This is a genomic window from Spirochaetaceae bacterium, from assembly GCA_009784515.1.
Classification (GTDB): Bacteria; Spirochaetota; Spirochaetia; order WRBN01; family WRBN01; genus WRBN01.
In genome coordinates this window covers 1-26,238 of record WRBN01000015.1, presented here as the reverse complement: position 1 = coordinate 26,238, position 26,238 = coordinate 1, and the positions used below count along the sequence as shown (strand labels likewise).

25 protein-coding genes are annotated in these 26,238 nt (G+C 43.1%); 21 read left to right on the top strand and 4 right to left on the bottom strand.

Translation table 11 applies throughout. The annotated features are described in order from the left end of the window. Positions 1 to 223 precede the first annotated feature (223 nt). The 4 genes from hutI to FWE37_03115 are packed head-to-tail and all read left to right on the top strand — an operon-like array spanning position 224 to position 4,722. On the top strand, positions 224 to 1,462 hold the full coding sequence (gene hutI, locus FWE37_03130) for an imidazolonepropionase (GenBank protein ID MCL2519985.1): 1,239 nt from the start codon (positions 224 to 226) through the stop codon (positions 1,460 to 1,462). A gap of 11 nt (positions 1,463 to 1,473) precedes the next feature. Then, positions 1,474 to 2,373: a glutamate formimidoyltransferase gene (ftcD, locus tag FWE37_03125; GenBank protein ID MCL2519984.1), complete on the top strand. Its 900-nt coding sequence runs from the start codon at positions 1,474 to 1,476 to the stop codon at positions 2,371 to 2,373. Between the two features lie 9 nt (positions 2,374 to 2,382). After that, positions 2,383 to 3,009, top strand: coding sequence for a cyclodeaminase/cyclohydrolase family protein (locus FWE37_03120; GenBank protein MCL2519983.1), 627 nt, complete (start codon positions 2,383 to 2,385; stop codon positions 3,007 to 3,009). A gap of 12 nt (positions 3,010 to 3,021) precedes the next feature. Then, positions 3,022 to 4,722, top strand: a complete 1,701-nt coding sequence (locus FWE37_03115) for a formate--tetrahydrofolate ligase (GenBank protein ID MCL2519982.1) — start codon at positions 3,022 to 3,024, stop codon at positions 4,720 to 4,722. A gap of 38 nt (positions 4,723 to 4,760) precedes the next feature. Here the strand turns inward: FWE37_03115 and hisS are convergent, their stop codons facing one another. From hisS to FWE37_03100, 3 genes are all read right to left on the bottom strand, one after another. Then, positions 4,761 to 6,113, bottom strand: a complete 1,353-nt coding sequence (gene hisS / locus FWE37_03110; protein MCL2519981.1) for a histidine--tRNA ligase — start codon at positions 6,111 to 6,113, stop codon at positions 4,761 to 4,763. Between the two features lie 85 nt (positions 6,114 to 6,198). After that, a complete protein-coding gene (locus tag FWE37_03105; protein MCL2519980.1) occupies positions 6,199 to 6,774 on the bottom strand; it encodes an ImmA/IrrE family metallo-endopeptidase in 576 nt (191 codons plus the stop codon). 10 nt (positions 6,775 to 6,784) lie between these two features. Beyond that, entirely contained in the window at positions 6,785 to 7,069 is a 285-nt protein-coding gene (locus FWE37_03100; GenBank protein MCL2519979.1) for a hypothetical protein, read from the bottom strand. Positions 7,070 to 7,266: 197 nt separating this feature from the next. On the opposite strand from FWE37_03100, the gene hutH reads away from it, so the two are divergent. From hutH to FWE37_03080, 4 genes are all read left to right on the top strand, one after another. Beyond that, the gene (gene hutH / locus FWE37_03095) at positions 7,267 to 8,805 is read left to right on the top strand and encodes a histidine ammonia-lyase (GenBank protein MCL2519978.1); all 1,539 of its coding nucleotides are present in this window, start codon (positions 7,267 to 7,269) and stop codon (positions 8,803 to 8,805) included. A 70-nt stretch (positions 8,806 to 8,875) separates the two neighbouring features. Further along, positions 8,876 to 10,186 carry a TRAP transporter large permease subunit gene (locus FWE37_03090; GenBank protein ID MCL2519977.1) on the top strand — a complete coding sequence of 437 codons (1,311 nt, stop codon included), beginning with the start codon at positions 8,876 to 8,878 and terminating at the stop codon, positions 10,184 to 10,186. 103 nt (positions 10,187 to 10,289) lie between these two features. Beyond that, positions 10,290 to 10,703, top strand: a complete 414-nt coding sequence (locus FWE37_03085) for an Rpn family recombination-promoting nuclease/putative transposase (GenBank protein ID MCL2519976.1) — start codon at positions 10,290 to 10,292, stop codon at positions 10,701 to 10,703. A 116-nt stretch (positions 10,704 to 10,819) separates the two neighbouring features. After that, complete coding sequence (locus FWE37_03080) at positions 10,820 to 11,134, top strand: hypothetical protein (GenBank protein ID MCL2519975.1); 315 nt, start codon at positions 10,820 to 10,822, stop codon at positions 11,132 to 11,134. A 94-nt stretch (positions 11,135 to 11,228) separates the two neighbouring features. On the opposite strand, the gene FWE37_03075 is transcribed toward FWE37_03080, so the two are convergent. Then, entirely contained in the window at positions 11,229 to 13,226 is a 1,998-nt protein-coding gene (locus tag FWE37_03075; protein ID MCL2519974.1) for a urocanate hydratase, read from the bottom strand. Between the two features lie 230 nt (positions 13,227 to 13,456). On the opposite strand from FWE37_03075, the gene FWE37_03070 reads away from it, so the two are divergent. From FWE37_03070 to FWE37_03010, 13 genes are all read left to right on the top strand, one after another. Further along, positions 13,457 to 15,160 carry a hypothetical protein gene (locus FWE37_03070; protein MCL2519973.1) on the top strand — a complete coding sequence of 568 codons (1,704 nt, stop codon included), beginning with the start codon at positions 13,457 to 13,459 and terminating at the stop codon, positions 15,158 to 15,160. Further along, complete coding sequence (locus tag FWE37_03065) at positions 15,160 to 15,987, top strand: hypothetical protein (protein MCL2519972.1); 828 nt, start codon at positions 15,160 to 15,162, stop codon at positions 15,985 to 15,987. The genes FWE37_03070 and FWE37_03065 overlap by 1 nt, the downstream gene beginning before the upstream one ends. Beyond that, positions 15,988 to 17,580 (top strand): hypothetical protein, encoded by a 1,593-nt coding sequence (locus tag FWE37_03060; GenBank protein MCL2519971.1) that lies wholly within the window; start codon positions 15,988 to 15,990, stop codon positions 17,578 to 17,580. 2 nt (positions 17,581 to 17,582) lie between these two features. Continuing rightward, positions 17,583 to 19,376 carry a hypothetical protein gene (locus FWE37_03055; protein MCL2519970.1) on the top strand — a complete coding sequence of 598 codons (1,794 nt, stop codon included), beginning with the start codon at positions 17,583 to 17,585 and terminating at the stop codon, positions 19,374 to 19,376. Continuing rightward, complete coding sequence (locus FWE37_03050) at positions 19,377 to 21,215, top strand: hypothetical protein (GenBank protein ID MCL2519969.1); 1,839 nt, start codon at positions 19,377 to 19,379, stop codon at positions 21,213 to 21,215. Then, complete coding sequence (locus tag FWE37_03045; GenBank protein MCL2519968.1) at positions 21,216 to 21,527, top strand: hypothetical protein; 312 nt, start codon at positions 21,216 to 21,218, stop codon at positions 21,525 to 21,527. It abuts the gene before it with no gap. 27 nt (positions 21,528 to 21,554) lie between these two features. After that, complete coding sequence (locus tag FWE37_03040) at positions 21,555 to 21,803, top strand: hypothetical protein (GenBank protein MCL2519967.1); 249 nt, start codon at positions 21,555 to 21,557, stop codon at positions 21,801 to 21,803. A 77-nt stretch (positions 21,804 to 21,880) separates the two neighbouring features. After that, a complete protein-coding gene (locus FWE37_03035; GenBank protein ID MCL2519966.1) occupies positions 21,881 to 22,105 on the top strand; it encodes a hypothetical protein in 225 nt (74 codons plus the stop codon). A gap of 157 nt (positions 22,106 to 22,262) precedes the next feature. After that, positions 22,263 to 22,553 carry a hypothetical protein gene (locus tag FWE37_03030; protein MCL2519965.1) on the top strand — a complete coding sequence of 97 codons (291 nt, stop codon included), beginning with the start codon at positions 22,263 to 22,265 and terminating at the stop codon, positions 22,551 to 22,553. A 24-nt stretch (positions 22,554 to 22,577) separates the two neighbouring features. After that, positions 22,578 to 23,510, top strand: a complete 933-nt coding sequence (locus tag FWE37_03025) for a hypothetical protein (GenBank protein ID MCL2519964.1) — start codon at positions 22,578 to 22,580, stop codon at positions 23,508 to 23,510. A gap of 154 nt (positions 23,511 to 23,664) precedes the next feature. Further along, positions 23,665 to 24,450: a glutamate racemase gene (gene murI, locus FWE37_03020; protein MCL2519963.1), complete on the top strand. Its 786-nt coding sequence runs from the start codon at positions 23,665 to 23,667 to the stop codon at positions 24,448 to 24,450. A gap of 12 nt (positions 24,451 to 24,462) precedes the next feature. Next, positions 24,463 to 25,236 (top strand): uracil-DNA glycosylase, encoded by a 774-nt coding sequence (locus FWE37_03015; GenBank protein ID MCL2519962.1) that lies wholly within the window; start codon positions 24,463 to 24,465, stop codon positions 25,234 to 25,236. A gap of 313 nt (positions 25,237 to 25,549) precedes the next feature. Beyond that, entirely contained in the window at positions 25,550 to 25,957 is a 408-nt protein-coding gene (locus FWE37_03010) for a hypothetical protein (GenBank protein MCL2519961.1), read from the top strand. The last annotated feature ends 281 nt before the right edge of the window (positions 25,958 to 26,238 follow it).

Here is a 26,238-nt window from a genome sequence, read left to right as displayed (position 1 = left end):
ATAACAAGTTTGGGGAAGCCAAATATAATTTCTTTAAAGAAAGACCTTACCTTAATCCTAAATATTATCGTGAATTTAAGTTTTCTCTTATTGATTTTCTTTAGGCACTGTTTGTACACTCCCGGTAAAATAAAATTGTTGACAGCCGGCTTTTTCGGGGTTATAATTAGCTATATCCGTATTACTCGGAGCAATCTCACAGTAATTAAGAAGGCGCATAACTATGGACTTAGTCTTGCAAAATATTGGCCTTTTGGCCACCCCAAATGGTAAAGCCGCTCAAAAAGGCGCTGCACAAGGGCAAATTACCCTCATAGAAAATGCCTCTATTGGTATAGATGGCGGTAAATTTGTTTATGTAGGCCCAGCTAATACTGCGTTGGTTGGTAAGCAAACTATTAATTGTGAGGGGCAGCTAGTTACCCCCGGCTTAGTAGATGCCCACACGCATTTAGTCTTTGGTGGCTGGCGGCATAAAGAAATGGCACGTAAATTGGCCGGAGAATCGTACCTTGATATATTAAAATCGGGCGGTGGTATTTTAGATACCGTTAAACAAACCCGTACCGCAAGTGAAGACGAACTTGTTAAAAAAGCGCTCAACTTGCTTAACGAAATGCTGGCGCACGGCACTACTACTGTGGAATGCAAAAGCGGTTATGGCCTTGATGTAGCTAACGAATTAAAGCAATTACAGGTGGTAAAAAAACTTGCTCAATATAGCGAAGTTGGGCTGGTCTCTACTTTTATGGGGGCGCATGCTATTCCGCCCGAATATAAAGATAACCGAGAGGCTTACATTAAGCTGGTTTGCGATGAAATGCTGCCGGCCGTTAAAGCTGAAAAGTTGGCAAAATTTTGTGATATTTTTTGTGAAACGGCGGTCTTCACACCCGAAGAATCTCTTTACATTCTTAATAAAGCCCGCGACTTTGGTCTTATTCCTAAAGCTCATGCCGATGAGATAACTCCCATTAGTGGGGCGGAGATGGCCGCTGCTGCGGGCTGTATTTCGGCCGAACATCTCATTCAGGCCAGCGATGAGGGTATTAAGGCCTTAGCCGAGCATAATGTAATAGCTTGCCTGCTGCCGGCTACCTCTTTTCACCTTGATAAACCCTACGCCCGTGCCCGCGATATGATAAAAACCGGCGTAGCCGTAGCCGTTTGTACCGATTTTAACCCGGGCTCCAGTCCCAATCTTAATTTACAGCTGCCTATGTACCTTGCTTGTCAAAAGTATAAATTAACCCCGGCAGAGGTACTAACGGCAGTTACCTTAAATGGGGCCGCCGCTATTGGTTTAGCCGAACAAATCGGCAGCATAGAAGTGGGCAAGCAGGCCGATTTAGTCCTATGGCAGGCCGAAGATTTAGATTACATTTTTTACCGTTACGGTAACAATTTGGTACGCTCGGTAATTAAAAATGGTAAAGTTGTTAGCGATAAAGCTACCCATTAAAGGAGTTATAAATGGCAAAACTTATTGAATGTGTTCCTAATTTTAGCGAAGGCCGTAACAGTGCGGTTATCGAGGAGCTGGTAAAGGCGGCCAAAAGTGTGCCCGATGTTACCCTACTGGATTATTCATCGGATACCAGCCACAACCGCAGCGTATTTACCCTTGTCGGCAGCCCCGAAGGTATTGCGGAAGCCGCTTTTGTTTTATGCAAAGTTGCCGGCGAAAAGATAGATATGACCAAACATAGCGGCGAGCACCCACGTATGGGCGCAACCGATGTTATTCCTTTTATCCCCGTTAAAGATTGCACCATAACCGAATGTGTCGAAATTTCTACACAGGTGGCCAAGCGTATTTGGAATGAACTTAAAATTCCAAGTTTTTTATACGAAGATTCCTGCACCAGCGAGAGCAGACGAAATTTAGCCGCCATTCGCAAAGGCCAATTTGAAGGTATGAGCGAAAAGCTGCAACAAGCCGAATGGGCGCCCGATTTTGGCGAAAGAAAATTGCACCCCACCGCCGGCATTACCGCTATTGGCGCACGTATGCCATTGGTGGCCTTTAATGTGAACTTGGGCACTTCTAACATTGATATTGCTAACCAAATAGCTAAAGTGGTACGCGGTTCATCGGGCGGCTTTAAATATTGTAAAGGCATTGGCGTGATGTTAGAGGATAGAAATATCGCCCAAGTATCAATGAATATGGTAAATTACGAAGGAACACCGCTTTATCGTGTCTTCGAGGTTATCCGCGCCGAAGCCGAGCGTTGGGGTGTACCGATTATCGGTAGCGAAATTATCGGCCTTACCCCCGCTAAGGCCTTGATTGACTGTGCGGAGTATTATTTAAAAATTGAGAACTTCGATTATACCAAACAAATTTTAGAAAACCATCTTTTATCATAGGAGCATAAAATGTTACTCATTGATTATTCTATAAAAGATTTTACCAAGCTGCTGGCTTCCGATGCGCCGGCGCCCGGCGGCGGCTCGGCGGCGGCTTTAATGGGAGCGCTGGGAATTTCGCTTACCAATATGGTGGGCTGTCTTACGGCTGGGCGGGCTAAATATGCCGAGCACGAAGCTTTTATGGCGGCTCTCTTACAGCAGGCTGAACAACTTCGGTTGGAATTTTTAGCGGTGATAGATGAAGATACCCAAAGTTTTAATGCTGTTAGCGCTGTCTTTGCTATGCCAAAAGAAACCGAAGAGGAGAAGGCAGACCGCAAGCAGGCTATGCAAGTAGCCCTAAAGGGTTGTACCGAACCCCCTTTAAAGATGATGGAGCTAGCCCTAGCAGCTCTCGAACTTACGGCGCAGGCAGTAGGGAAAAGCAACACCAGCGCCGCCAGCGATTTAGGTGTGGCTGCTCTTTCGCTCAAGGCTGCCGTACAAGGGGCTTGGTTAAATGTGCTTATTAATATCTCCGGTATTAACGATACGGCCTTTGTAGAAAGGTATCGCCAAAAGGGTGAGGCCATAATTACTAAAGCGCTGCCGCTAGCCGATGGTGTTTATAACACTATTTTAAAAACTTTATAATAGGAATTTACTATGGAAAAAAAAGCTAAGTTTTTAGGAACAGATATTGAAATTGCCCAATCGGTCTACCCGCTTTACGCCCTTCCTGTAGGCGAAGTAGCCAAGAAAGCCGGCATAAGCGATGAATACATTGAGCATTACGGCAAATATAAAGCTAAAATAGATTACAATTTTTTAAGCAAAAATAAAAGCCAAAAAGATGGTAAACTTATTTTGGTAACGGCCATTAATCCTACCCCGGCGGGTGAAGGTAAAACCACCACCACCGTTGGCCTTGCCGATGGCCTATGCCATATCGGAAAAAAGGCGATGGTTGCTCTGCGCGAACCCTCACTTGGGCCGGTCTTTGGGGTAAAGGGCGGTGCAGCCGGTGGTGGCTGGGCGCAAGTTATCCCGATGGAAGATATAAATTTACATTTCACCGGCGATTTTCACGCTATAGGTGCGGCCAACAATTTACTGGCGGCTCTCATTGATAACCACATTCAGCAGGGCAACAAATTAAATATTGACCCGCGCCGGATAACTTGGAAACGTTGTATCGATATGAACGACCGGCAGCTGCGTTTTGTTGTAGATGGACTGGGCGGCAAGGCTAATGGTTCGCCGCGTGAGGACGGCTTTGATATTACGGTAGCCTCCGAGGTGATGGCCATTCTTTGTCTCTCTTCAGATATTGATGACATGAAAGCAAGGCTAGCCAAAATTATTATTGGGTATAGTTATAGCGAAGAACCTATTACTGCCGGTCAATTAAAGGCCGCCGGTGCGATGGCCGCTCTCTTAAAAGATGCCCTTAAGCCCAATTTGGTGCAAACCCTTGAAGGCACACCGGCTTTTATTCACGGCGGGCCTTTTGCTAATATTGCGCATGGCTGTAACTCTATTATGGCCACTCAACTGGCTTTAAAATGCGCCGATTATGTGGTTACCGAAGCAGGCTTTGGCGCCGATTTGGGGGCGGAAAAGTTTTTAGATATTAAATGCCGCTTTGCCGGCCTTAAGCCTAACGCTGTTGTGGTAGTGGCTACCGTTCGGGCTTTAAAATCGCACGGTGGTGTAGCTAAAGCCGAGCTGGACAAAGAAAACCTAACGGCTCTTAAGGCCGGTATGCCTAACTTGTTACGACATATAGAAAATATTACTAAAGTCTTTAAGTTGCCGGCGGTAGTGGCTATTAATGCCTTTCCTAAAGATACCAAAGCCGAGCTAGATTTAGTGGAGAAAGAGTGCCGTGAGCTGGGTGTTAATGTAGCCCTCTCTGAGGTATGGGCTAAGGGCGGTGAAGGCGGTGCAAAACTAGCCGAAGAGGTGGTACGTCTTTGTGAAGAGCCTAACAACTTTGAATACCTTTACGATGTAAAACTTTCTATTAAGGAAAAGATTGAGGCTATCGCCAAAAAGATTTACAGGGCCGATGGCGTTGATATTTTGCCGGCTGCTAAAAAGCAGATTGAGCAGCTGGAGAAGCTGGGGCTAGATAAAGTGCCTATCTGTATGGCTAAAACCCAGTACAGCTTTTCAGATAACCCGGTATTGCTAGGCGCCCCTACCGGCTTTACACTGATGGTAAAAAACATTAAAGTTTCGGCCGGAGCCGGCTTTATTGTGGTGATGACCGGTGATATTATGACTATGCCCGGTTTACCTGCACTTCCTGCTGCCGAAAAGATTGATGTGGATAATGCGGGGAAGATTACCGGCTTGTTTTAAAGAAGTGTCTATAAATCCCCTCCGCCGGCGAAGGGGATTTATAGGGCTTTAAGTTTCTCCACCAGTTCACTCTGTTTAATTAGCTCTTTTTCAATACCACTACCAGTCTTCCATTGCAGCATGGCCGAACCCGTCTTCTCTTCCTCATCACCAATAACGATAGTAAAGGGTGTATCTTTGCGGCTTACATAGGCAAACTTCTTTTTAAGGCTTTGCGCCTCTAGTAAGACATCAACCTTAAAGCCGGCCTTGCGTAGCTGCTCACTAATAGTTAGCGCCGCAGGAATATTATTATCTGCCATAGGAACAATAACTATATCGGCACTGGTTTTTTGGCGGCAATCTATTAAGCCTATCTCTCTTAGCTGGTAAAAGAGCCGCGTAAGGCCGATGGAAATACCCACACCGGGCAGCTTTTCCTTTGTATAATTTTCGGCAAGATTTTCGTAACGTCCGCCGGAACATACCGAACCGATGGACGGGTAGTCGTCTAAAATGGTCTCGTAAACAGTGCCGGTGTAATAACTAAGGCCGCGTACAATTACCGGGTCTATCTTGTAGTAGCTGTCGTCTACATTTAAGGCCTGCATAAAGGCCACTACCGTCTCCAGCTCGTTAAGGCCGGCTAGGTAACTTTCATTATTTATACCAAAATCGCTCAAGTGCTGTAATGTAGCGGCATTACTTTCTTTAGTTTCAAAAAATTTTTGTAGTAAAGCTACCTTATCACCATCAAGGCTAAGCTCTTTAAGCTGTTCTACAAATTTTTCGGGCGAAATTTTCTCTATCCTGTCTATTACCGCCAAAATTTTGTCGGCCAAAGGCGCACAATCCAGCGCTTCTATTAAACCATTTAATAACTTGCGGTTATTTACACGAATGGTAAATTTACCAAAATTAAGTTTTTTAAATAATTGATAAATTATACTGGGAATTTCGGCATCGTAACGAATGGAGAGACTGTTGTGGCCTATCACATCAACATCGCACTGGTAAAACTCTCGAAAACGCCCCTTTTGCGCTCGCTCGCCGCGGTAAACTTTGGCTATATGGCAGCGCCGAAAAGGAAAACTAAGCTCGTTGAAGTGCTCGGCCACATATCTGGCCAGCGGCACCGTTAGGTCGAAACGCAGGCCGCTTTTACTTTCGGTTTGTTCGCCGCGCGGCTCTATTTCATAAATTTGAGTAGCGGTTTCACCCACATCTTTGGCGCGCAGTATCTCCATACGCTCCATAGCTGGGGTATCTAGAGCCGTAAAGCCAAAAGATTGGTAAGTTGCCAAAATGGTGGCTTTAATCTTATCAAATTCTAGCTGTTCCTCTGGAAGTAGCTCCATAAATCCCGACATAACTCTGGTCGCCGGGTATTCTTTTTTGGCATTTGCTATCATAAATGCCATTATGCTCTATCTTTCTTTGCTTGTCAATGGTTTTAAATCAATAGATAATTATTTATTTAAAAATATTGGATTACTGCTAATTATTGTATTTTAGAAAAATTAATTCAGAAAGTCTTAGTAACTTCTCATTATCATCAATAATAAACTCTTCTATACCATCTTGGTAAAAGATACTCTGTTTCATTATCATGATAAGCCCTAAAAAAGAGGCAACATACTCTCTATTTTTAGGGAATGTACGTATAATATTATTGTAAATCTCACCGTTAAGCACACTAATTAAGAGATGGCCGAGTTCGTGGGCCACAGCAACACGTCTTTCAACTTTGCTTAACGTTCCATTAACAATTATATGATATTTATTAATACCTATAGGTCTTATGGTGGCCCTCACAGCTACATCAACATTATTAATATATTCGTAATTTATTAAAGCAAGACTATCAGTCATATCCGAGATTAACTGCTCTAAACTGTGTTTGTAACTTAATAATATGGCGTCATTTAAATAAGTACCAAAGACATTATTAAATTCGGCTATTACCTCACTCCGAGCGGCCTTACTTTCTTCACTATTAAAGCCATAATTATCATGAATACTAATAGCGTTGTTCACTTTAGTGCGTAACGAATCGATATATATTTTATTCATAAGTTTTTAACTAGATCCCTTTTTTAAGCCTGCGCCAAGTTTTACCCAAAAATATAGCTAATTCAAATTCTAACTTAGCATCGCTGTAAGGATCAGAATCATCAGAATCGTAATACACCTCCGATGTCTTAACACCCATAGCTAACCTTAAACTCTCCATCTTGTCTTCATTAGTTACAATATTATTATTGGCAAAGAATCTTAAAATGGCTTCTTTATCCCGAAGCTCTATCAGTTCGTTTTCTATCTTAGGGATAAGCTTCCAATCCATAATTTTTTCACCTCTTTTGTTCATACCTTAAATATCGATAGATTAGCACTTTAAGCCGAGCGTCAACCTATAAATAAAGCTATAACTATTAGCCACTTTATCACATAAATCTACCTATGTCAAGGTTTTTTTATTGTTAAATATCTATAAATGAATAGCTACCTTTTTTTGTTGACAGATAGGGAATTGTAATTTAAAATAATAATTAATGGGGAGAGGAAATGAATAGCGTTGTTATTGATGGAAAAAGTTTAAAACTAAAAGATGTTGCTGCCGTAGCGCGGCAAAACCATAAAGTGCAGTTAAGCGAGGGCGCAAAGGCAGCTATTAATAAATCGCGGGAATATGTTGACCGCCTTGTAGATGAGGGCCGTACCGTTTATGGTATTACTACCGGCTTTGGAGAATTTAGCAAAGTAAGTATATCAAAAGACCAAACCGAACTTCTCCAGCGAAATTTAATTGTTAGCCATGCCTGCGGCATAGGTAAACATCTACCGGCCGAGAGCGTAAGAGCGCTTATGTTACTGCGGATTAATGCCTTAACGCAAGGATTTTCGGGAGTTCGCCTCGAAACTATTCAGGGCTTTGTGGATATGCTTAATGCCGAAGTTATTCCCGCTGTGCCCGAAAAAGGCTCGTTAGGCGCTTCGGGCGATTTAGCGCCGTTATCGCATGTAGTTTTGCCGCTGCTTGGCTTGGGCGAAGCTTATTACAAAGGCGAGCTTATGCCGGGCGCAAAAGCTATGCAGCTGGCCGGTATTAAAACCATCACCTTAACCTCGAAGGAAGGGCTTGGTCTTATCAACGGCACGCAAGCGATGACCGGTATTGGCTCGCTGACCCTTTATGATGGTCTTAACCTCTTAAAATTATGCGACATCGCCGCCGCTCTTACCCTAGAGGCGGTAAATGGTTTAACCGATGCTTTTATCCCCGATATTCACCAAATTAGGCCCCATCAAGGCCAAATGGATACGGCGGCCAATATGTTACGTTTGGTAGAGGGTAGCCAGCGCATAACCAAAACCGGCGAAATTAGGGTGCAAGACGCCTATAGCCTGCGCTGTGTGCCGCAAGTACATGGAGCCAGTAAAGACGCTTTAAGATATGTAGCTGAAAAAGTAGCCATCGAGATGAACTCGGTTACCGATAACCCGATTATTTTAGCCGATAAAGATTTAGCGATTTCCGGCGGTAATTTTCATGGCCAGCCGATGGCCTTAAGCTTCGATTTTTTAGGAATTGCTCTTTCAGAGATGGCCAATATCTCGGAACGGCGCATTGAGCGGCTGGTAAATCCGGCTTTATCCGGTGGTTTACCGGCCTTTCTTACCGAAAAAGGCGGTCTTAATTCGGGCTTTATGATTGCTCAATACTCAGCAGCGGCTTTAGTCTCCGAAAACAAGGTGCTGGCCCACCCTGCTAGTGTCGATTCTATCCCCTCTTCGGCCGGGCAGGAAGACCATGTAAGTATGGGTACGATTGCGGCCAGAAAGGCTCGTGAAATTTACTTTAATGTAAGTAGGGTGCTGGCTATCGAACTATTTGCCTCCGTACAGGCTATCGATTTAAACCACAAATATCAAGGTAAAAAACTTGGTAAAGGAACACAGGCAGCCTATGATATAATCCGCTCGGTAGTAACTAAAGTTACCGATGACCGCGAGCTTTATCTAGATTTTAACAAGGTTGCCGACCTTATCGACACAAATAAAATAGTAGAAGCCGTTGAGGCAGCCATTGGGGAACTAAAATAAGAAGTAAAGATTAATAATTAAAAGTTCTTAATTATTAGTTTTTAATTATTAATTATTTGGAGGGATATTTATGAATCCGGTAGTAATTTCGGTTATTTTTCTAACTGTGCTTTGTTTGTTAAAATTTAACATTATCATCGCCATTATTGTTTCGGCTGTGCTTGGCGGGTTAATCGCCGGTATGGATATGAATGCCATTATGACCACCTTTATTGGCGGTATGGCTACTAAAAACCAAGTAGCGCTCTCTTATATTTTACTGGGCGCTTTGGCTTATGGTATTTCGGGCTCGGGCCTTGCTACAAAATTTTCGCGCGGCCTAGAGCGTGTTTTTGGCAAAACAGGGAAAATTTTTGTGCTGGTTTTAGCAGGTATTGCGTGTCTTTCACAAAATGTTATTCCTATTCACATCGCCTTTATTCCTATTCTTATTCCGCCGCTCTTGGCTATGATGAACCGCATGAAAATTGATAGGCGCGGTGTGGCCACCGCCCTTACTTTTGGTCTTAAAGCCCCGTATATGTTAATTCCTGCCGGCTTTGGCTTAATTTTTCATAACATTGTTGCTACCAACTTAATAGAAAACGGCGTGCATATCGACATTAGAGTATTACCTACAGCCGCGCTTTTACCGACAATCGGTATGCTTATTGGTTTATTTATTGCCGTATTTTTTACCTACCGCAAAGAACGTATCTACGAAGATCGCCCCTTAGTAGGCCTTAAAGAGGTAGATGAAGCGGCTACTCAAGGGTTTACCCGTAAACACTGGGGCGCCTTAATTGGTGCTTTAACGGCTTTTGTGGTACAAATTATTTTTGGCGGCTCATGGGCGTTACCGTTGGGTGCGGCTATTGGTGTTATTATTATGGTGGGCTTTGGTACCATTAGATACAAAGATTTTGACGAAACCTTAAAGGGTGGTATCCAGTTAATGGGTTTTATCGCCTTTATTATGCTGGCTGCCGGTGGCTTTGGGGCCGTTATTCGCGCTACCGGAGGGGTAAGCACGTTAGTTGAGTGGTCGCAGTCGATTGTAGGCAACAACCGGGTTGGCTTAGTTATTGCTTTACAGCTTATCGGCTTGCTTATTACTATGGGTATTGGCACCTCCTTTGGTACCATTCCTATTATCGCAGCTATTTTTGTGCCTATTATGGCCGGTATGGGTTTTAGCCCTGTAGCGATTGCCGCCCTAGTTATTTCGGCCGGTGTTACCGGTGATGCCGGTACCCCAGCTTCCGACTCTACCTTAGGGCCTACAGCCGGTCTTAACGCCGATGGCCAGCACGACCATATTTATGATACCTGTGTGCCTACCTTTATTCATTTTAACTTTCCGATTATGATTTTTGGCTCTATCGCGGCGTTGATATTGTAAATAAATAAACAACCCCCTTATTAAAAGGGGGTTGTTTAAAATGGACTGCTTTAATTAAATAATACCTTTGACAAAGCAGGTAAATAGCTTTATACTTTTGATTATGTCTGTACAGTTTAAAAACAGTTTGTTTACCTTCTTTTTTAGTAATGAAGATAGGCTTCGTGAGCTCTATTTTGCTTTAACCGATATTAAAATCACCAACGATACTCCCTTAGTTATTAATACTTTAGAAGATGTTTTTTACATGGATAGGGTAAACGATATTTCATTTATGGTTGATGGTAAGGTAATTGTACTTATTGAGCATCAATCAACTATTAATTTAAATATGCCTTTACGCTTACTTATGTATATTGCTAGACTTTATGAAAAAATAATACCCGGCAAAGCTCTGTATAAACGCAATTTAGTAACATTGCCAAGACCACAATTTTATGTACTATACAACGGGAAAGAGCCATTACCCCTAAGCATACTCTTAAATTATCAGAGAGTTTTGCCGGCACACCTTTAACTGAGGCAATCTTACTAGAATTAGAGGTAGAAGTAATTAATATTAACTACGGACAAAATGATAAATTCATCAAGCAATCACAAAGTTTATTTGGTTATAGCGCTTTTATTTATAAGGTGCAAAAATATATAGATGAAGGATTTAGCTTAGAAAAGGCCGCTGAGCTAGCGGCAGATTATTGCCTAAAGCACGATATATTAAAAGAATTTTTAGATAAACACCTAGAGGAGGTAAAAAATATGTTGACAAAAGAATGGAGTTTAGAAGAGGCTCAGGAGGTGTGGTTTGAAGAAGGTATGGAGAAGGGTATAGAAAAAGGTATGGAAAAGGGTATAGAGCAAACAGCCCGCAACATGCTAAATAAAGGCTTTGAGCTGGAAGTTATTGCTGCCATAACAGGATTAAATCTAGAAGTTATCAAAAAACTTTAATAGATTTCCACAGAAATCAAAAATTTTTTTTAAAAACTGACCACGAAACACATGAAAAACAAATTTTTCTTTTGAGCCTCGTGGTTGTACTTTCCTACATTTTTAAAACCGCACGCACCAGCTCATCTTCAGCCACAGCCGGTAGGGTAATATGGTCGGTCCCGGTATTGTTCATATTATATAACTTAACGGTTTCTATCGCATGGTCATTAGTGGCCCAAGCGCGGCGCGAAACCCCCACCATAACGTCCCAAGGCATAGCCATATTTAAAATAGTATCCACACGTTCACTGCCATCTAAAACCATACCAAAACCGCCATTAATAGATTTACCAATACCTACCCCACCGCCGTTGTGCAGGGCGATAAGGCTCATGCCGCGCGCCGCATTGCCGGCATAACAGTGGGTGGCCATATCGGCGGTAATGTTGGAGCCGTCTTTGATGTTAGAGGTTTCACGGAACGGCGAATCGGTGCCGCCGGTGTCATGGTGGTCGCGGCCAAGCATAATGGGGCCAACCTCACCGTTACGCACCATCTCATTAAGTTTAAGGGCAATCTTGGTGCGGCCCTCTGCGTCTTGGTAAAGTATGCGGCACTTGGTGCCCACCACCAGCTTGTTCTTTTTAGCATCACGCACCCAAACATAGTTGTCGCGATCTTGGTAGCGGCGGGTAGGGTCTATGCACTCCATCGCCGCCTTGTCGGTAGCGTCAAGGTCTTCCTGCTTCCCAGAGAGGCAGCACCAGCGGAAGGGGCCGTAACCGTAATCGAAGAGGTGAGGGCCAAGTATATCCTCCACATACGAGGGGAAGATAAAGCCGTCAACTTCATCGCTGCCATTTTTACAGACGCTCTTTACACCGGCATCGTAAACAGCCTTTAAAAAGGCGTTGCCGTAATCAAAGAAATAAACACCATTTTGGTGCAGCTTAACGATAAGCTCGTAGTGGTGTCTTAAAGATTTATCTACTAACTGACGGAAATGGGCCGGATTATCTTTAAGCATAACCGTACGTTCTTCAAAGCTTATACCCTGCGGACAATAACCGCCATCGTAAGGCACATGGCAGGAGGTTTGGTCGGAAAGTAAATCGATTGGCACCTTTTGCTCAATTAAATATTCCAGCAAATCGATGATATTGCCGTGATAAGCTATGGCACAAGGCTCTTTGGCCACCAATTTTTCCTTTGCCCAGCGCACCGCCTCTTCCAACGAGCCGGTTTGTTTACTGACCCAGCCTTGTGAATGGCGAGTATTAATACGCGAAATATCCACTTCGGCAATAAGCGAAACGGCGCCGGCAATCTCGGCGGCCTTGCCCTGTGCTCCGCTCATACCGCCAAGCCCAGAGGTTACAAAGAGTTTACCGGCTAAATCCTGCTCTTTAGAAAGGCCAAGAAAAAGGCGCCCGGCATTTAAAAGTGTGTTAAAAGTGCCGTGAACAATTCCTTGCGGGCCGATGTACATCCACCCACCGGCGGTCATTTGGCCGTAGTTGGTTACCCCGATGGCCGCTGCACGGTTAAAGGCCTGCTGATTATCGTACTGACCTATCATTAGCCCATTGCTAACGATAACGCGCGGCGCCAATTTGTGTGAACGAAAGAGGCCAAGCGGGTGGCCCGACATAAGCACCAAAGTTTGTTCATCGGTAAGAACTTCAAGATATTTTTTAGTAAGGCAATACTGCATCCAGTTTTGAAAAACTTGGCCTGTTTCGCCATAAGTTACTAACTCGTAAGGATAAAGCGCCACCTCAAAATCAAGGTTATTATCAATCATCACCTGAAAGGCCTTACCTTCAACACAGTTACCCTTATATTCGTTGATAGGTTTGCCGTAAAGCTTACCGGCGGGCCGAAAGCGGTAGCCGTAAATGCGCCCGTGCTCTTCTAACTCGGTGGCAAATTCTTTAGCCATCGCCTCGTGGTGCTCCTTCGGTATATAACGCAAAGCATTTTTAATGGCGGTTACCTTATCTTCGTGGGAAAGTACCGCTTCGCGTTTAGGAGCGCGACGAAAGCCGGCCTCAAAAACAGGCCTTTCCGGTAATGCTGAATCGAGCTGGATATTGATTGTTTCTTTCATTATGTTAATCTTCCTATTTTCTTTAGTTAGTTACTACAATTATACATTAACCCTACGTGATGTCAAGGAGAATTTTGTTTTACTTTTTTAAAATCAACAAGTTAAGGCGCTATCTAACACCCTCATAATTGCTGATAATTCTTGCTGGAATTTTTTTAGAAACTTTTTTAAAAAAATAGTTAAGTGGAATGTTAGCAGCCCGATTTTTTATAGCGCAGAGGGAGGGATACATGCAAACAAGTACCAATGTACCTGAAATTACAGAAATAAAACCGGTTATTAATGCAATAACCCAATTAGGTAACGAGGCAAAAAAGGCTCAAGCACAGGCCTCTAACCTTGTTAAAGAAGTACTAAATGTAAACAACGTTTTAGAGCACTCTAAAACAGTCATTAACGACCAAGTAAAAAGCTTAATGGAGAAAAGCTTTAGCTTAAATGAGGTAACTGTAGGCCTTAAAAATTTAGCCAGCGAAGCTAAAAATTTTGGCGAAGAATTATTAACCGAAGCCTTTAATAATTTAGAGGCCTTTGGTAACGATGTTAAAGCTACTTTTGCAGAGATAGAAAACGACTTTAACAACTTAGTAAATGATGCCAAAAATTTTGGCCAAGAGTTAGTAACCGATGTGCTAGCTAAGGTAAATAGCTTAGGCGACAGTGCCAGAACTATTTTTACCGATATGCAAAACGGCTTTCATAACCTTGTAGATGACGCTAAAGATTTTGGCCAAGAGTTAGTAACCGATGTACTAGCTAAGGTAAATAGTTTAGGCGATAGTGCCAGAACTATTTTTACCGATATGCAAAACGGCTTTCATAACCTTGTAGATGACGCTAAAGATTTTGGGCAAGAGTTAGTAACCGATGTGCTAGCTAAGGTAAATAGTTTAGGCGATAGTGCCAGAACTATTTTTACCGATATGCAAAACGGTTTCCACAACCTTGTAGATGACGCTAAAGATTTTGGACAGGGGCTGCTAAACGGTACTTTAGGGAACCTTAGTAAGCTTGGCAGCAGCGTTAAAGGTATCTTTAGCGAAGGCTTAGCTGGGGCGCAAAGTATACTAGGAAATTTACAAGGGGTCTTTAACGGTTTTACCTCTAAAATTGGCGGCAGCTGGCAAGATATTGGCAACAACATTAAAGGTGTTTTTAGCGGTATTGGCGATAATGCAGCTAATTTAGTTAAAGGGGCCACAGAAGTATTAGGCAGTTTTTTTGGTAGGTCAACTAAAGATTTAACGGCGGCGCATACAAAGCAGCGCGAAGAGTTTGATGCTCATTGGGATTATGTTTTAGCCGGTGAAAAGAGTAAATTTGCCGAAAAGCAGGCGTTACTGGCAGAAGATTACGAAAACGGCGTTATCAGCGAGCTTGAGTATTTAGAGAGAATGCAAGAAATAGAGGACGAACAAGAAGCCTTAGAAGAAGAAAAGGCCGCCGCTTTAGCGGAACTTGAAGAACAGCAGCGCGCCGAAAAAAATGAACAAGCCAAAAAAGCCTTTGAAAGCGAAAAAAAATTCAATATCGTACAAGCCATTATGGCCGGCGGCCGCGCCATAATGGGGGCATGGGCTAGCTTATCCTCTATTCCTTTGGTTGGCGCTGCTTTAGCAGCAGCTCAAAGCGCCGTCGTGGCTGGGGTAACGGCGGCTCAGGTGGCGGCTATTAGTGGCCAGCAATTTGTGCCTGCTTACGCTAATGGTACCAACTTTCACACCGGCGGGTTGGCTCTTGTCGGTGAAAAAGGAGCCGAACTCGTTAATTTACCTAGAGGCAGCGCTGTAAAAACCGCCGACCAAACCAATAATTTGTTAGATAACCTAGCAAACCGCAATCAAAACTTTACCTTTAATTTTTATGGTACAAGTAATACCCCAGAAGAATATTACCAGTACTTTAAACAAAGGCTTACAACGGAGTTAATTTAATGTATAGTATTATTACCAAAAACAATGAGGTGTTTAACCTTGATGAATTACTCAAAGATGGGTATACCATTACCGAAAATAGTTTCCCGCTAGAAACGACTATTATCCAAAAAACCAGTTTGGCAGGGGCTATAGCGCCTTTCCCTTCGCGGGCCGCCAGCACGAATTTAGCTTTATCTATACCTATAACTTTAAAAAGCGATACCGAGCTTTTGAGTTATGTTTTTAATAATGCTAAATATTTACAGTCTGATGAGGTTAATAGTAAAACCCCTGTAGCGCTCACCGAATATAGCATTACTTGGCAGCCGGGCAGTTACAAAAAAGTGGGTACTTTAACGGTTAGTTTAGAGCTATTGGAACCGTTTTTTACCGCCAATCACCCCGTTACCTTAAATAACTTTCCAGATAGGGTAACCACCTTTGATGTACCTAGTAGCCTTTTAGGTGGCTCTTACATTGATACCCCTTATCGTTTAATGCTTACTTTTGAAGAAGAATGTGAGGGCGTAACTATTGTCTTATGGGATAACACCTTAGATAAATCTACCGGCGAGGTGCTTACTATAGAAAGCCGCAAGGTAAATAATAATGAGCGGGCAGTATTAGGAACCGATTACGATGTTTTAGTTGTAGATACCTTAGAGGGAAAAGTTTCTTATGGTATTAGCAACACCGATGTAGAGGAGGCGGCCAATACCGATATACGGCCCAATACCGCCTTCTTTAACTTACGTGCCAGCAACGATGGCCGCTATAGCTTACGGGTAATAGCTGAACAAAGCTTTGACCTTGTAGCCAGATTATACAAAAGGACGGCAATTTAAATGTTAGTAGGAGCAAATAATAGCAAAGAAATCTTTGCAGACGACAACCCCGATATGGACAAAAGTTTTATTATACCCGAAATGGCCAGCTTTAATGAAAGCGCCATCGAGTTTATGATTATTAATACGCGCGGACGCAGTGTTTTTTCTATCAGCAGCGCCGTAGAACCGTTATTAACGGCAGAGATTGTGGTTAGGCGCGAGGGCGGCTTAAGCAGTTTTCAGCTAAGTATTAGTAACAATACCAACTTTATTGGTAGTATCGGCAGCTTAATAAGCATTACAGTTAATGCGCAATGGTTAGGTTATGGCGTAATAGAAAGTATGGATACCCTAGACGGTAACCGCATTATTAAAGGCAGTAACTTTTTAAACACTTTGTACGATATAAAGCTGCACGATTTACCGCGCGGGCCAAATACCATACATGGCATAGCCAAAGAATTAACTTTAGAGGCTTTAAGTAAATTTGACGTAGGCCACTATGAGGGCTTACTTAACGGCATTAACGAAGACGGCTTTTTATGCGGTAATCGCTTATTGCCCGAATTTAGAACCGACGATGTAACTTTAGGCGAGGCTTTGGCTACCTTAGCCGAGCTGGCCGGTGGGGCTTTTTATGGTATAGATAACATGGGCTTGCTCTACTTTATAGCCCCGCAAAGCAGCCGTAAAATTAGGCTGAGCGAAGACCATGACTACCATAATTTAAGTTTAGAGCAAGATAAAAAGAGCGTACGCAATGAGGTAAAAGTTTTAATTGCCGGCAGCGGCAGCGGCGGAATTCGTGATTATGGCGATGACGCTATTGCTAAAGATGCCACCAGTATAGTAATTTATGGCCGGCAATATAAAGAAATAAAAGTACCTTTTTATGTACATAACCGCCAAAGCATTAAAGAAATGGCCGAATTTTTTTTGGTACCGGAGGCTATTTATAAAGGCAGCTTAAGCTTTACTAAACTTAAATATATAGAGCTTACCAACTACGTTATTAGTCAAAAAACCCATAACGAAAAATTTATTATTAGAGCCTGTAAAGACATAAAAGATTTTAGTTTTAACCCGGAAGTCATAGAGGTTAGCGATGAAACAACCCTTTATGCCCTTGCTACCAAAGCTTACCGCTTTACAGCTTTAGAGAACAACGCCGGCGTTGAGGTAAATGGCGTAAGTGAGTTTAACTTACAGCATTTGCGGGTTATGCTGTACAACGATAGCCCGGTAGAGGTTTATATTAATGATAAGTTACATACCTTTCCTAAAGATACTAAAAACCAATTATTAAATGATGGCCGGGCTTTAGCGGCTAGCCCCTTATTGCGCGAGATAGATATTAAGAGCGATGAGCTAATTAATAGCTTAAGGCTGGTTTTACCTAACGGCGGCAGTGTGGTGCTAGACCATGTAAATGGTATTAACAACTTTTTTAGAGATGTAGAGGTATCGGCCCAAGAGGTTTTGTATAACGTTAATGGCCAAAACCTTACTACCAACATAAAATTTGGTAAAACCAGCGATGCCGTATCCCTTATAAAAGACCTTGGCAAGCAGGCGCAGCTTGTTAATAGAATTATGACGCAGCAGGTGTAAAAATGAATAAAAGAGAAGAATTTGTTATTACCGAAAGATTATTAGATGTATGGGGCCACTTTTTAGAGTTTGTGCCCACTAAAATTAACCGTGTAACGGTGCAAGACCCTTCATTAGGGCGCATAAGCCTGCTTACCGCCATCAAGGACGAAGAGGCCGAGCTTAACGAGCACGAGTATAAACTGTACCGGCTAAACCCCGGCGCAGGTTTACTTAGGGTAGCCGTTACCCATATTGGCCGTATTATTAGGGTAGATTATGAGCATGACGGGGCGGAGGTTATTACCGCCAAAAAATTAAATGCCATAACTATTTTGCCTAGCGTTAATCGTATTGGGATAACCGCTAAAAATATCCAGTACGATATAGCCGCCAAAGACTATATCCCTACCCGCTTTGGCGAGAAAGCCGGCCGGCCCTTTAGTTATAACTTTTTAAAAAACTTTGTGGTTACCAACGAACAAGGTATTGTGCTGCCTAACGATAAACGCCGCGAGTGGGTTAATGCCCGCTTAAGCTTACGCCGTAAAAGATGGCTGCCGAGGATATTGATAGAACAGCATATTGCTTACGCTTACCATCAGCAAATGACGGGGTATATCGGCTTTTTTTGCTTTGAAAAACCCGCTAAACAGCTGATAGATTACATAGCGTTAAGGATACCGGGCTCGCCTATTCAATTTAAAGAGGTGCACAGCTTAGCGTTAATAGAGCTTGATACCTTTATGGTTATTTACGAAGGCCCGCTGGAAGGTTTTATAGTAATACACGAAAGCTATGCAAATAAAGGGCTGGAGGTAGAATACTTTGGCTTAGGCAGCGTGCTTAATGTAAGCGATTGCAACAAAAAGGTAGCCGATAGTTGGGAAGATTTACCCAACTACGCCGGCTTTACCTTAGAAGGTGTGCAAAACTTTACCTTTAATGAACCTTGGGTGGCCTGCATGGTACGCCTAACGGTGTATGATGGCCGCACTTATACAGCTTACCCAAGCCAGCCTAACCGCAATTTGGGTATTGCAGAGGAGCAAATAGCGGCCAGGGGTTTTACCGGCAACCCCGGTAATGCTAGCGGCGGGCATGGCGGTGCCGGCGGCTTAGGCGGCCAATTACCTAATAGTAACGGGAATAATGGCCATAACGGTGGTGGCGGGAGTGGTCAAAGTTATGGGCTTGGATTGTTCGCAAATGGCGGCGGCGGCGGTACAGGCGCTCCCGGCGGAGCTGCCGGGGTGCGGGGAGCCGACGGCGATTTAGGCCCCGGCCAAAACAATACCGTCAACGAGTTAGCTTTAATTAACAAACAATACCACAGCCCGATGATTATGAACAACCATAACGATAGTGCCATTACGGTACACGGTTTTGCCCGTAACGCAGGTATAGTTGGTAATGCAGGATTAAATGGTTCTGCCGGTCATGGCCCCGGTGGTGGCAGAAACGGCGGCTCAGGCGGTAATGGCGGAGCTGGTGGTAAAGGTCTTCGCGGTATGCCCAGTGCCTTTAATTATAGCTTACGCAACGGTAATACCGGCCTAATCTTACAAACGGGCGCTATCGGCGGTTTTGGTGGTCTTGCCGGTGCCGGAGGAGGCGGCGGCGGCGGGGGAGGCGGTGGTAACGCCGGTGGCGCTGAGCGCGGTGCCAGAGGTGGTAATGGCGGGCAAGGCGGTAGCGGTGGTAACGGCGGGACCGGTGGGGCTAAAACTAACAGCCTTATACCGCCGGGCTGGGTGGTAACCAACGTACCCGGCAAGGCCGATAGCGCTTGTTATGTAGAAATAAGGTGGGTGTAAATGAATAAAATAGAAGAGTTTGTAATTACCGAACGGTTACTAGATGTTTGGGGCCACTTTTTAGAGTTTGTGCCCACCCAAATTAATAGCGTAACGGTGCAAGCTACTACTAATGAAGAAGTTTTACTTAATGCCATCGAGAACGAAGAGGAGGAACCCAACGAGCACGAGTATAAACTGTACCGGCTAAACCCCGGGCAGGGCCTTATACAGGTAGCTGCTGCCAATGTTGGCCGTATTATGAAGGTAGATTATGACCATAATGAGGCCAAAATTATTACAGCTAAAAAATTAAATAACATAGCTATTTTGCCTAGTACTAACCGTATAGCGATAACAACTAAAAATATACAATACGATTTAGCTAAAAGAAGGTATTTACTTAACCACTTGGGTGCCAAAAATGGCCGGCCTTTTAGTTATAACTTTTTAAAAAACTTTGTGGTTGTCAATGAGCAAGGTATTGTACTGCCTAACAATAAACGCCGCGAATGGATAAACGCCCGTTTAAGCTTACGCCGTAAAAGGTGGCTGCCTAAACTGTTGGTAGAGCAGCATATTGCTTACGCTTATCATCAAGAAACTACAGGGTATACCGGCTTCTTTTGCTTTGAAAAACCGGCTAAGCAGCTGATAGATTACATAACGTTAAGGATACCGGGCTTGCCTATCCAATTTAAAGAGGTGCATAGCCTAGATTATTTAGTGCTAGATACCTTTATGGTGATATACGAAGGCCCGCTGGAAGGTTTTGTAGTAATACATGAAAGCTATGTAAATAAAGGGTTAGAAGTAGAGTATTTCGGTTTAGGCAGCGTACTGAATGTAAGCGATTGTAACAAAAAAGTAACCGAACGCTGGGAAGATTTACCCAACTACGCCAGTTTTTCCCTAGAAGGTGTGCAAAGCTTTACCTTTAACGAGGCTTGGGTAGCCTGCATGGTGCGGGTAACGGTATACGATGGCCGCACTTATACAGCTTACCCAAGCCAGCCTAACCGCAATTTAGGTATTGCTGCGGAACAAATAGCAGCGAGAGGCGGCACGGGCGGCTGGGGCAGTAATGCGGCCGGCGGCGGCATGGGCGGTGCCGGTGGTGCAGGTAATGCTGCCGGCACAAGCGGTAATTGGGGCAACGGAGGTAGCAGGTCTGGCGGTAGCGGTGGTAGCGGCGGTGGGGCCGGCGAACATGGTAACGATGGGATAGGCTTAAACTTAAACGCTAACGAGCTTGCCCTAATTAACAGGCAATACCGTTCTCCCTTGATACTTAACATTAATAATAACAGCGCTATTACTTTGCGTGGAGAGGCCAGAAGGCATGGCGTAGCCGGCGGTAACGGTGCCAGCGGTGCTAACGGCCTTAATGGTGCCGGTGCTAGTGGCATTGGCAGCGGTGGTGATGGCGGAGGCGGTGGCATCGGCGGCGGGCCGGGGGCCAATGGCCGGGACGGTGAAAGAGGTTCAACCGGTTCGTTTAGCCGTGCCGGTGCCGGAGGCGGTGGTGGTGGCGCCGGCGGCGGCAGAGGCACAACAGGTATGCCGTCGGCTTTTAATTACGAGCTTACTAATAGTAATTTTGCTATGCAAACCGGTGCTGTTAGCGGCTTTGGTGGTATAGGCGGCGGTGGAGGCGGTGCCGGTGGAGGAGGGGGCGGTGGGCAAACGGGAAGTGGTGGTAGCGGTCCCAGAGGCGGCAATGGCGGTGCCGGAGGAAGAGGCGGTAAAGGGGGTAAAGGCGGTAATATGACGGCTAGCTTTATGCCCGCAAGTTGGTCTGCCGTAGGTGTAGCCGGCAGGGCCGATAGCGCTTGTTATGTAGAAATAAGGTGGGTGTAAATGGAAACAATTTTATATTATTACGACAATAATGGCTATTATTATGCCGCTGCTAATCAATATTTAGCCGGCTTTGTGCAGCAATATGGCGGTGGGATTACCCTACTTAAGCCGCCTTACATGGCTTTAAACAATTATAAAAAAAGCTACTTTGACGGCCAAAAATGGCAATTAAAAGATTTAAAAGCCGAAGCAGCAACCAGTTACGAGCAATTAAGCCGTAAAGTTGAGCCCGGCTTGTTAAGAGGGGGTAACACCATAATTAACGATGAACTTGCCCGCCTTAAAGCCATTATAGAAGCAGATGATTAAATAAATACATTTTAAAAGGAGATAAAAATGTTAGAAATTAAAACCAAAGAGATTGATTTAGATGTTAAGTTAAACGGGGTAGTTTATCACGGTAAAGATTTGCCATCTAAAGAGTTAGAAAAACTGCAAAGTAATACCAGTATTGATGGTGTGCTGGAGTTTATCGGTAAAGTTTGGAATATCCCGGAAGATGTTTTAAACCAGCTTACTACCTCGCAGGTGCTCGATTTTGCTAACTATTATAAAGAGCAGGTACTTAACCAAAAAAAAGCTTAGCTCTGGCCCAAATTTGGTTAGCGTTAGACGGCAAAATAACGCTAACCGATATTAAGCAGCTGGAGCAACAAATAGATATGCAAAGCTTTGTGGCTAAATATCAGGCAAGCAAAGCGGAGGATATTAGGTTACAAGCCTTTATGTACTATCAAGCTGTAGTTTTTGCCGGGCTAGGAGCGCAAGGAGTAAAGCTGGCCGAAACTACCTTTTTAAAAAACAACAGTAATCCTAAAAAGGCAGAAGGAATAAACAAAGGCTTAATCTTGCTTGAGAGCTATAAACCTAGCCACACTTTTTTTTAAAAAAATTATTTAAGTGAGTTTTTCAAGCCCCGATTTATATAAGCACAAAGGCCGCAGTTAAGGGCTTTTAGTAACAAGGAGTTAAAAAGTGGTAAGATATAAAATAGCTGAATATATAGCCCAAAAAATACCCTATAAGGTAAGTGTAGCGAGGCCTATGCAAAAATTAACAGAGCCGCTGGTAGTAGTACAGTTAGATACTACCTTTACCAGCCCAAACGGCAATAGCGCCCGCTTTGAAACAGGCACCTTAACGGTATTAATTTATGGCCAAAACGATGAGGAGGTGATACAAATTGGTCAAGAAATAATGGATATACAATTTAATATCAAAAATATTAATATTGTTATCGAAGGCAGAACAGCCTTTAAAAATCAGATACAGCTGGTAGATTTTCCTACCTTGCCTGTAGGTTTTGTTACTTTTACTATCAATATGCAAATTTAAATTGTCAAAAAAAGGAGAAAAATCATGACAAACACTAACTATGGAACATCGGCAGCAGGCGTAAAGGCTTTAACCGACAACCCCATTATGCACGGCTGGGCCTATTTTAACGGCGTTTTATTGGGCTGCGTAATGGACAACATTACTGTATCGCAAGAGGCAACTACAGTAGATATTTTGAGCGCCCAAAAAGGTACAGGCCCGCAAGACCAAGTAATAACAGCCCTAGCTATGACCATTAATATGACCTTAGCCAGCCCTAAAAGGTCTTTGCGTGCTTTAGTAGACCCTAACTTTAAAATATTGGATAACGGCCAAGAAGTAGGCGCCAGCAAGCTTTTTGATAGCCTAAAGCAAGGCCGCAGCGGTGCTTTAAAGATGGTGCGCAGTGTTAATGGGGCCCCAAGTACCGACCCTAACGATGTAATTTGTTTTTACGAGGTATTTCCTAACCTTGCCGGCGATGTAGTAGAGCTTGGTAATGCTCAACAACAGCTAGCTATAACTTTTAACGTTATTTTAAAGGAATTTACCGAGTTAAAAACTTACGATGCTAACGCTGAGTACCTGTTAGATTCGGCTTTTTATTATTATACCGACAAACCGCGCGGTGTGCCGCCTGTAGAGTGGCCTATTATACCCGAGCTATCGCATGATGGCACAAACATCTACCTTGATTACGCCGATGATGACATAGAGCAAAACGGTGAGTTACGTTACGAGGTATTAGAAGATGATGGCGAAGGTAAAATCGTAAGGCGTTGGGACGGTATGGGCGAAGTTAGAGGCAATAGGGTAATAATTACCCCGCAGCTTAATGCCGATGAAGCCGGGCCGATTGAGCTTAGCTCAAGCAAAGGCGTGTATCTATTTGGCAATGCCAAAAAATTAATACACAAAACCGGTATAGCCAGCGCTATGTTACCGCAGGCCTTAGTAACTTTTAAAGCATCTTAGTTAGCTTTAATAGGAATTAAGTACCGCTAGGTTTAGGGCTTAAAGTTATCTTTTTAGGTAACTTTAAGCCCTATTTTTATTATTAATAAATTTGCCCAGTTTGCACTTCTTCCCGTGCTTGTTAATTACCACCTCTTTTGCTATACTAACGGTTATGGTCAATAATGCCCCTATTGTGGTTTTCGATTCTGGCTTAGGTGGTATAAGCTATCTTAATTACTTACAAAGCTTTTATAACGAAAAATTTATTTATGTGGCCGATAGCGCCGGCTTTCCTTATGGTACTAAAAGTCCGCAGCAACTTACCGAATTACTTTTAAATTTAATTGACCTGCTTAAAACCTTTAAACCCAAAGCCATAGTTATTGCCTGTAATACCGCTACCTTAACGGCTAAAGAACAAATTGCTCAGCAGCTAGCCATACCGGTTATCGGTACAAGACCACCCTTAGCGGTCGCTCTAAGACAAAGTATAAACAAACAAATTGGCCTGTTAGCTACGCAAGCTACCATTAACAACCCTGTACTATTAAACGATATAACCACTTTTAAACAAGCCAGCTTTAGCTTATTAGCGGCTCCGCAGCTGGTAGAATTTGTAGAAAACAAATTATGGCAAGCCACTAAGCAAGAACGCTTAGCCGCCGCTGCCGATTATGCCCAGCATTTTTTAACTAAAAATATCGATAGCCTTATACTGGGCTGCACTCATTTTTTATTTTTAAAAGAGGAATTTGAGCAGTTATTGCCCGATATTAAACTTATTGATAGCCTTAACGAAGTTAAGGAAGAACTGGCCCGCCAGCTTAAGCTGCCTATGACCGGCCCCAGCACAAAACTCGCCGGGCTTTATACCACTAATAACCAAGATAGTGCCAAAATACATAGCTTTTGCCGTTATGCCGGCCTTGAATATAAAGGAAAATTAACTGCCGGTTAATTAAAAAATAAAATGACTATTAAAAACCTAGAAGACTTTACAGAAAATAAAATTGAGGCCGGCTGGCTGCCCTTTTTTGAAGACGAACTTAGTAAACCCTACTTTACCTTACTTTTTAATAAAGTAAAAGAGGCTTATAACAACAGCCGGTGCTACCCTGCTAAAACCGATATTTTTAAAGCCTTTAATTTAACCCCTTACCAGCAAGTAAAAGGTTTGTTATTGGGGCAAGACCCTTACCACACCGGTGTAGCTACCGGCCTTGCCTTTAGCGTCGATAACGGCGTGCCGCCACCTTCGCTTAAAAATGTTTACGATGAACTTAAGCTGGAAGGTTATACCGTAGAACGAACCGGTAACCTTGAAGGCTGGGCTCAGCAGGGCCTGCTTATGCTTAACAGCGTATTAACGGTACAGGCCGGTAAAGCCGCCAGCCATAGCGGCTTGGGTTGGCAACAATTTAGCGATAATTTAATTAGCTACCTTAACCAAAACAACGATAATATTTTTTATTTTTTATGGGGCAACTACGCTAAGGCTAAAGCGGCTTTAGTTACCAACCCTAGCCATAGTATCTTTACGGCAACACACCCATCTCCGTTAGCCGGTACTAGTTTTTTACGCAACGGCTGCTTTAACAAAGCTAACCAATTTTTAACTAAAATAGGTAAAGAACCGCTTGATTGGAGCGCCACAGCTAAAATGGATAAGCCCGTTAAAATTGAGGCCGCCGCCTCCGCTAAGATAACCAAAGAAAAAAACTATAAAGATGGTTTCTTATTTTAGCTATGTTGCTCTGTTTGGACTTTGCAAGGTCATATTTTTTAAAAAGAACAACACAAATACTCTCCTTCGGTTTTTACTATATAATAATTACCCTTAAGCTATCAAGCCCTTTTTATACAGTAAATATTGGGTTTTAATATAAGGAATAATACTACTCTAAAACTATCATCACCTACCGTCAATTTTACCCTAAAATATATTACAAATGCAATTTTCGTATTATAACACTTGACAAACTCTAAAGTTCCGGCCTATACTAACTTAAGTACACAAAATTTTAATATGTACCAAAACAATAAACACAGGAGATTGTATGAGAAACAAAAAATTTTATGGTTTAATCGTATTGGTTAGCTTAGCTTTATTGGCTTGCCGTATGGATGGTGAAGAGGAACTTTATTCCCTAAATTTAGCCGGCAGCACTTTTTTTAGTAATACCCGAAATGCCTTAGGAATACCAACCCAAGAGCTAAGGTTTGAGCCCAATACTGTAGAGTGGATTAGAATTGGTGAAGATGCCGATTCCTTTGATTGGGAGCTAGATAACCAAATAGTAACACTAATCTCTCGCGGTGCCGAACACAAGTTTATTTTAGGGTATATGAATCGTATTCTTACTGAAATTGATGAAAGCGGAGAAATTGTAACAGAAGAATTTGATACTTATGACGCTGCCGGCGAGCCTATAACAGTGCTTAGAGATATTTCTTTTGTGCGCTAACTTAGCTAACAATAAAAACTTATTTTAAAAGCGCCTTTAATTTTTATTCCTAACCTCTCCTTTGTTACCAAAAGAGAGGTTACTTACCTCACGGCAACTATAAATAGTTATCATTTATTTTATATTATATTAAAAAGCCGTTAGCAGCTAAAAATTGCCAGGGCTAGAGCATATAAAAAAGTAACTTTTCAAGGTAAGTATGGTCCCAAGCCATCTGTTTAATACGTCCAGCCATAGAAGAGGTAGAAGTTGTATCTAACCTAGCTATATTTAAGGCTATT

Coding starts and splice junctions, on each gene's coding strand:
- FWE37_03100 (MCL2519979.1), bottom strand. CDS start 7,069: ATGAACAAAAGAGGTGAAAAAATTATGGATTGGAAGCTTATCCCTAAG.
- FWE37_03055 (MCL2519970.1), top strand. CDS start 17,583: ATGAATAAAAGAGAAGAATTTGTTATTACCGAAAGATTATTAGATGTA.
- FWE37_03045 (MCL2519968.1), top strand. CDS start 21,216: ATGGAAACAATTTTATATTATTACGACAATAATGGCTATTATTATGCC.
- FWE37_03090 (MCL2519977.1), top strand. CDS start 8,876: ATGAATCCGGTAGTAATTTCGGTTATTTTTCTAACTGTGCTTTGTTTG.
- FWE37_03065 (MCL2519972.1), top strand. CDS start 15,160: ATGTATAGTATTATTACCAAAAACAATGAGGTGTTTAACCTTGATGAA.
- FWE37_03015 (MCL2519962.1), top strand. CDS start 24,463: ATGACTATTAAAAACCTAGAAGACTTTACAGAAAATAAAATTGAGGCC.
- FWE37_03030 (MCL2519965.1), top strand. CDS start 22,263: ATGCAAAAATTAACAGAGCCGCTGGTAGTAGTACAGTTAGATACTACC.
- murI (MCL2519963.1), top strand. CDS start 23,665: ATGGTCAATAATGCCCCTATTGTGGTTTTCGATTCTGGCTTAGGTGGT.
- hutH (MCL2519978.1), top strand. CDS start 7,267: ATGAATAGCGTTGTTATTGATGGAAAAAGTTTAAAACTAAAAGATGTT.
- hisS (MCL2519981.1), bottom strand. CDS start 6,113: ATGATAGCAAATGCCAAAAAAGAATACCCGGCGACCAGAGTTATGTCG.
- FWE37_03115 (MCL2519982.1), top strand. CDS start 3,022: ATGGAAAAAAAAGCTAAGTTTTTAGGAACAGATATTGAAATTGCCCAA.
- FWE37_03050 (MCL2519969.1), top strand. CDS start 19,377: ATGAATAAAATAGAAGAGTTTGTAATTACCGAACGGTTACTAGATGTT.
- FWE37_03010 (MCL2519961.1), top strand. CDS start 25,550: ATGAGAAACAAAAAATTTTATGGTTTAATCGTATTGGTTAGCTTAGCT.
- FWE37_03105 (MCL2519980.1), bottom strand. CDS start 6,774: ATGAATAAAATATATATCGATTCGTTACGCACTAAAGTGAACAACGCT.
- FWE37_03060 (MCL2519971.1), top strand. CDS start 15,988: ATGTTAGTAGGAGCAAATAATAGCAAAGAAATCTTTGCAGACGACAAC.
- ftcD (MCL2519984.1), top strand. CDS start 1,474: ATGGCAAAACTTATTGAATGTGTTCCTAATTTTAGCGAAGGCCGTAAC.
- FWE37_03025 (MCL2519964.1), top strand. CDS start 22,578: ATGACAAACACTAACTATGGAACATCGGCAGCAGGCGTAAAGGCTTTA.
- FWE37_03085 (MCL2519976.1), top strand. CDS start 10,290: ATGTCTGTACAGTTTAAAAACAGTTTGTTTACCTTCTTTTTTAGTAAT.
- FWE37_03070 (MCL2519973.1), top strand. CDS start 13,457: ATGCAAACAAGTACCAATGTACCTGAAATTACAGAAATAAAACCGGTT.
- FWE37_03035 (MCL2519966.1), top strand. CDS start 21,881: ATGCAAAGCTTTGTGGCTAAATATCAGGCAAGCAAAGCGGAGGATATT.
- hutI (MCL2519985.1), top strand. CDS start 224: ATGGACTTAGTCTTGCAAAATATTGGCCTTTTGGCCACCCCAAATGGT.
- FWE37_03040 (MCL2519967.1), top strand. CDS start 21,555: ATGTTAGAAATTAAAACCAAAGAGATTGATTTAGATGTTAAGTTAAAC.
- FWE37_03120 (MCL2519983.1), top strand. CDS start 2,383: ATGTTACTCATTGATTATTCTATAAAAGATTTTACCAAGCTGCTGGCT.
- FWE37_03075 (MCL2519974.1), bottom strand. CDS start 13,226: ATGAAAGAAACAATCAATATCCAGCTCGATTCAGCATTACCGGAAAGG.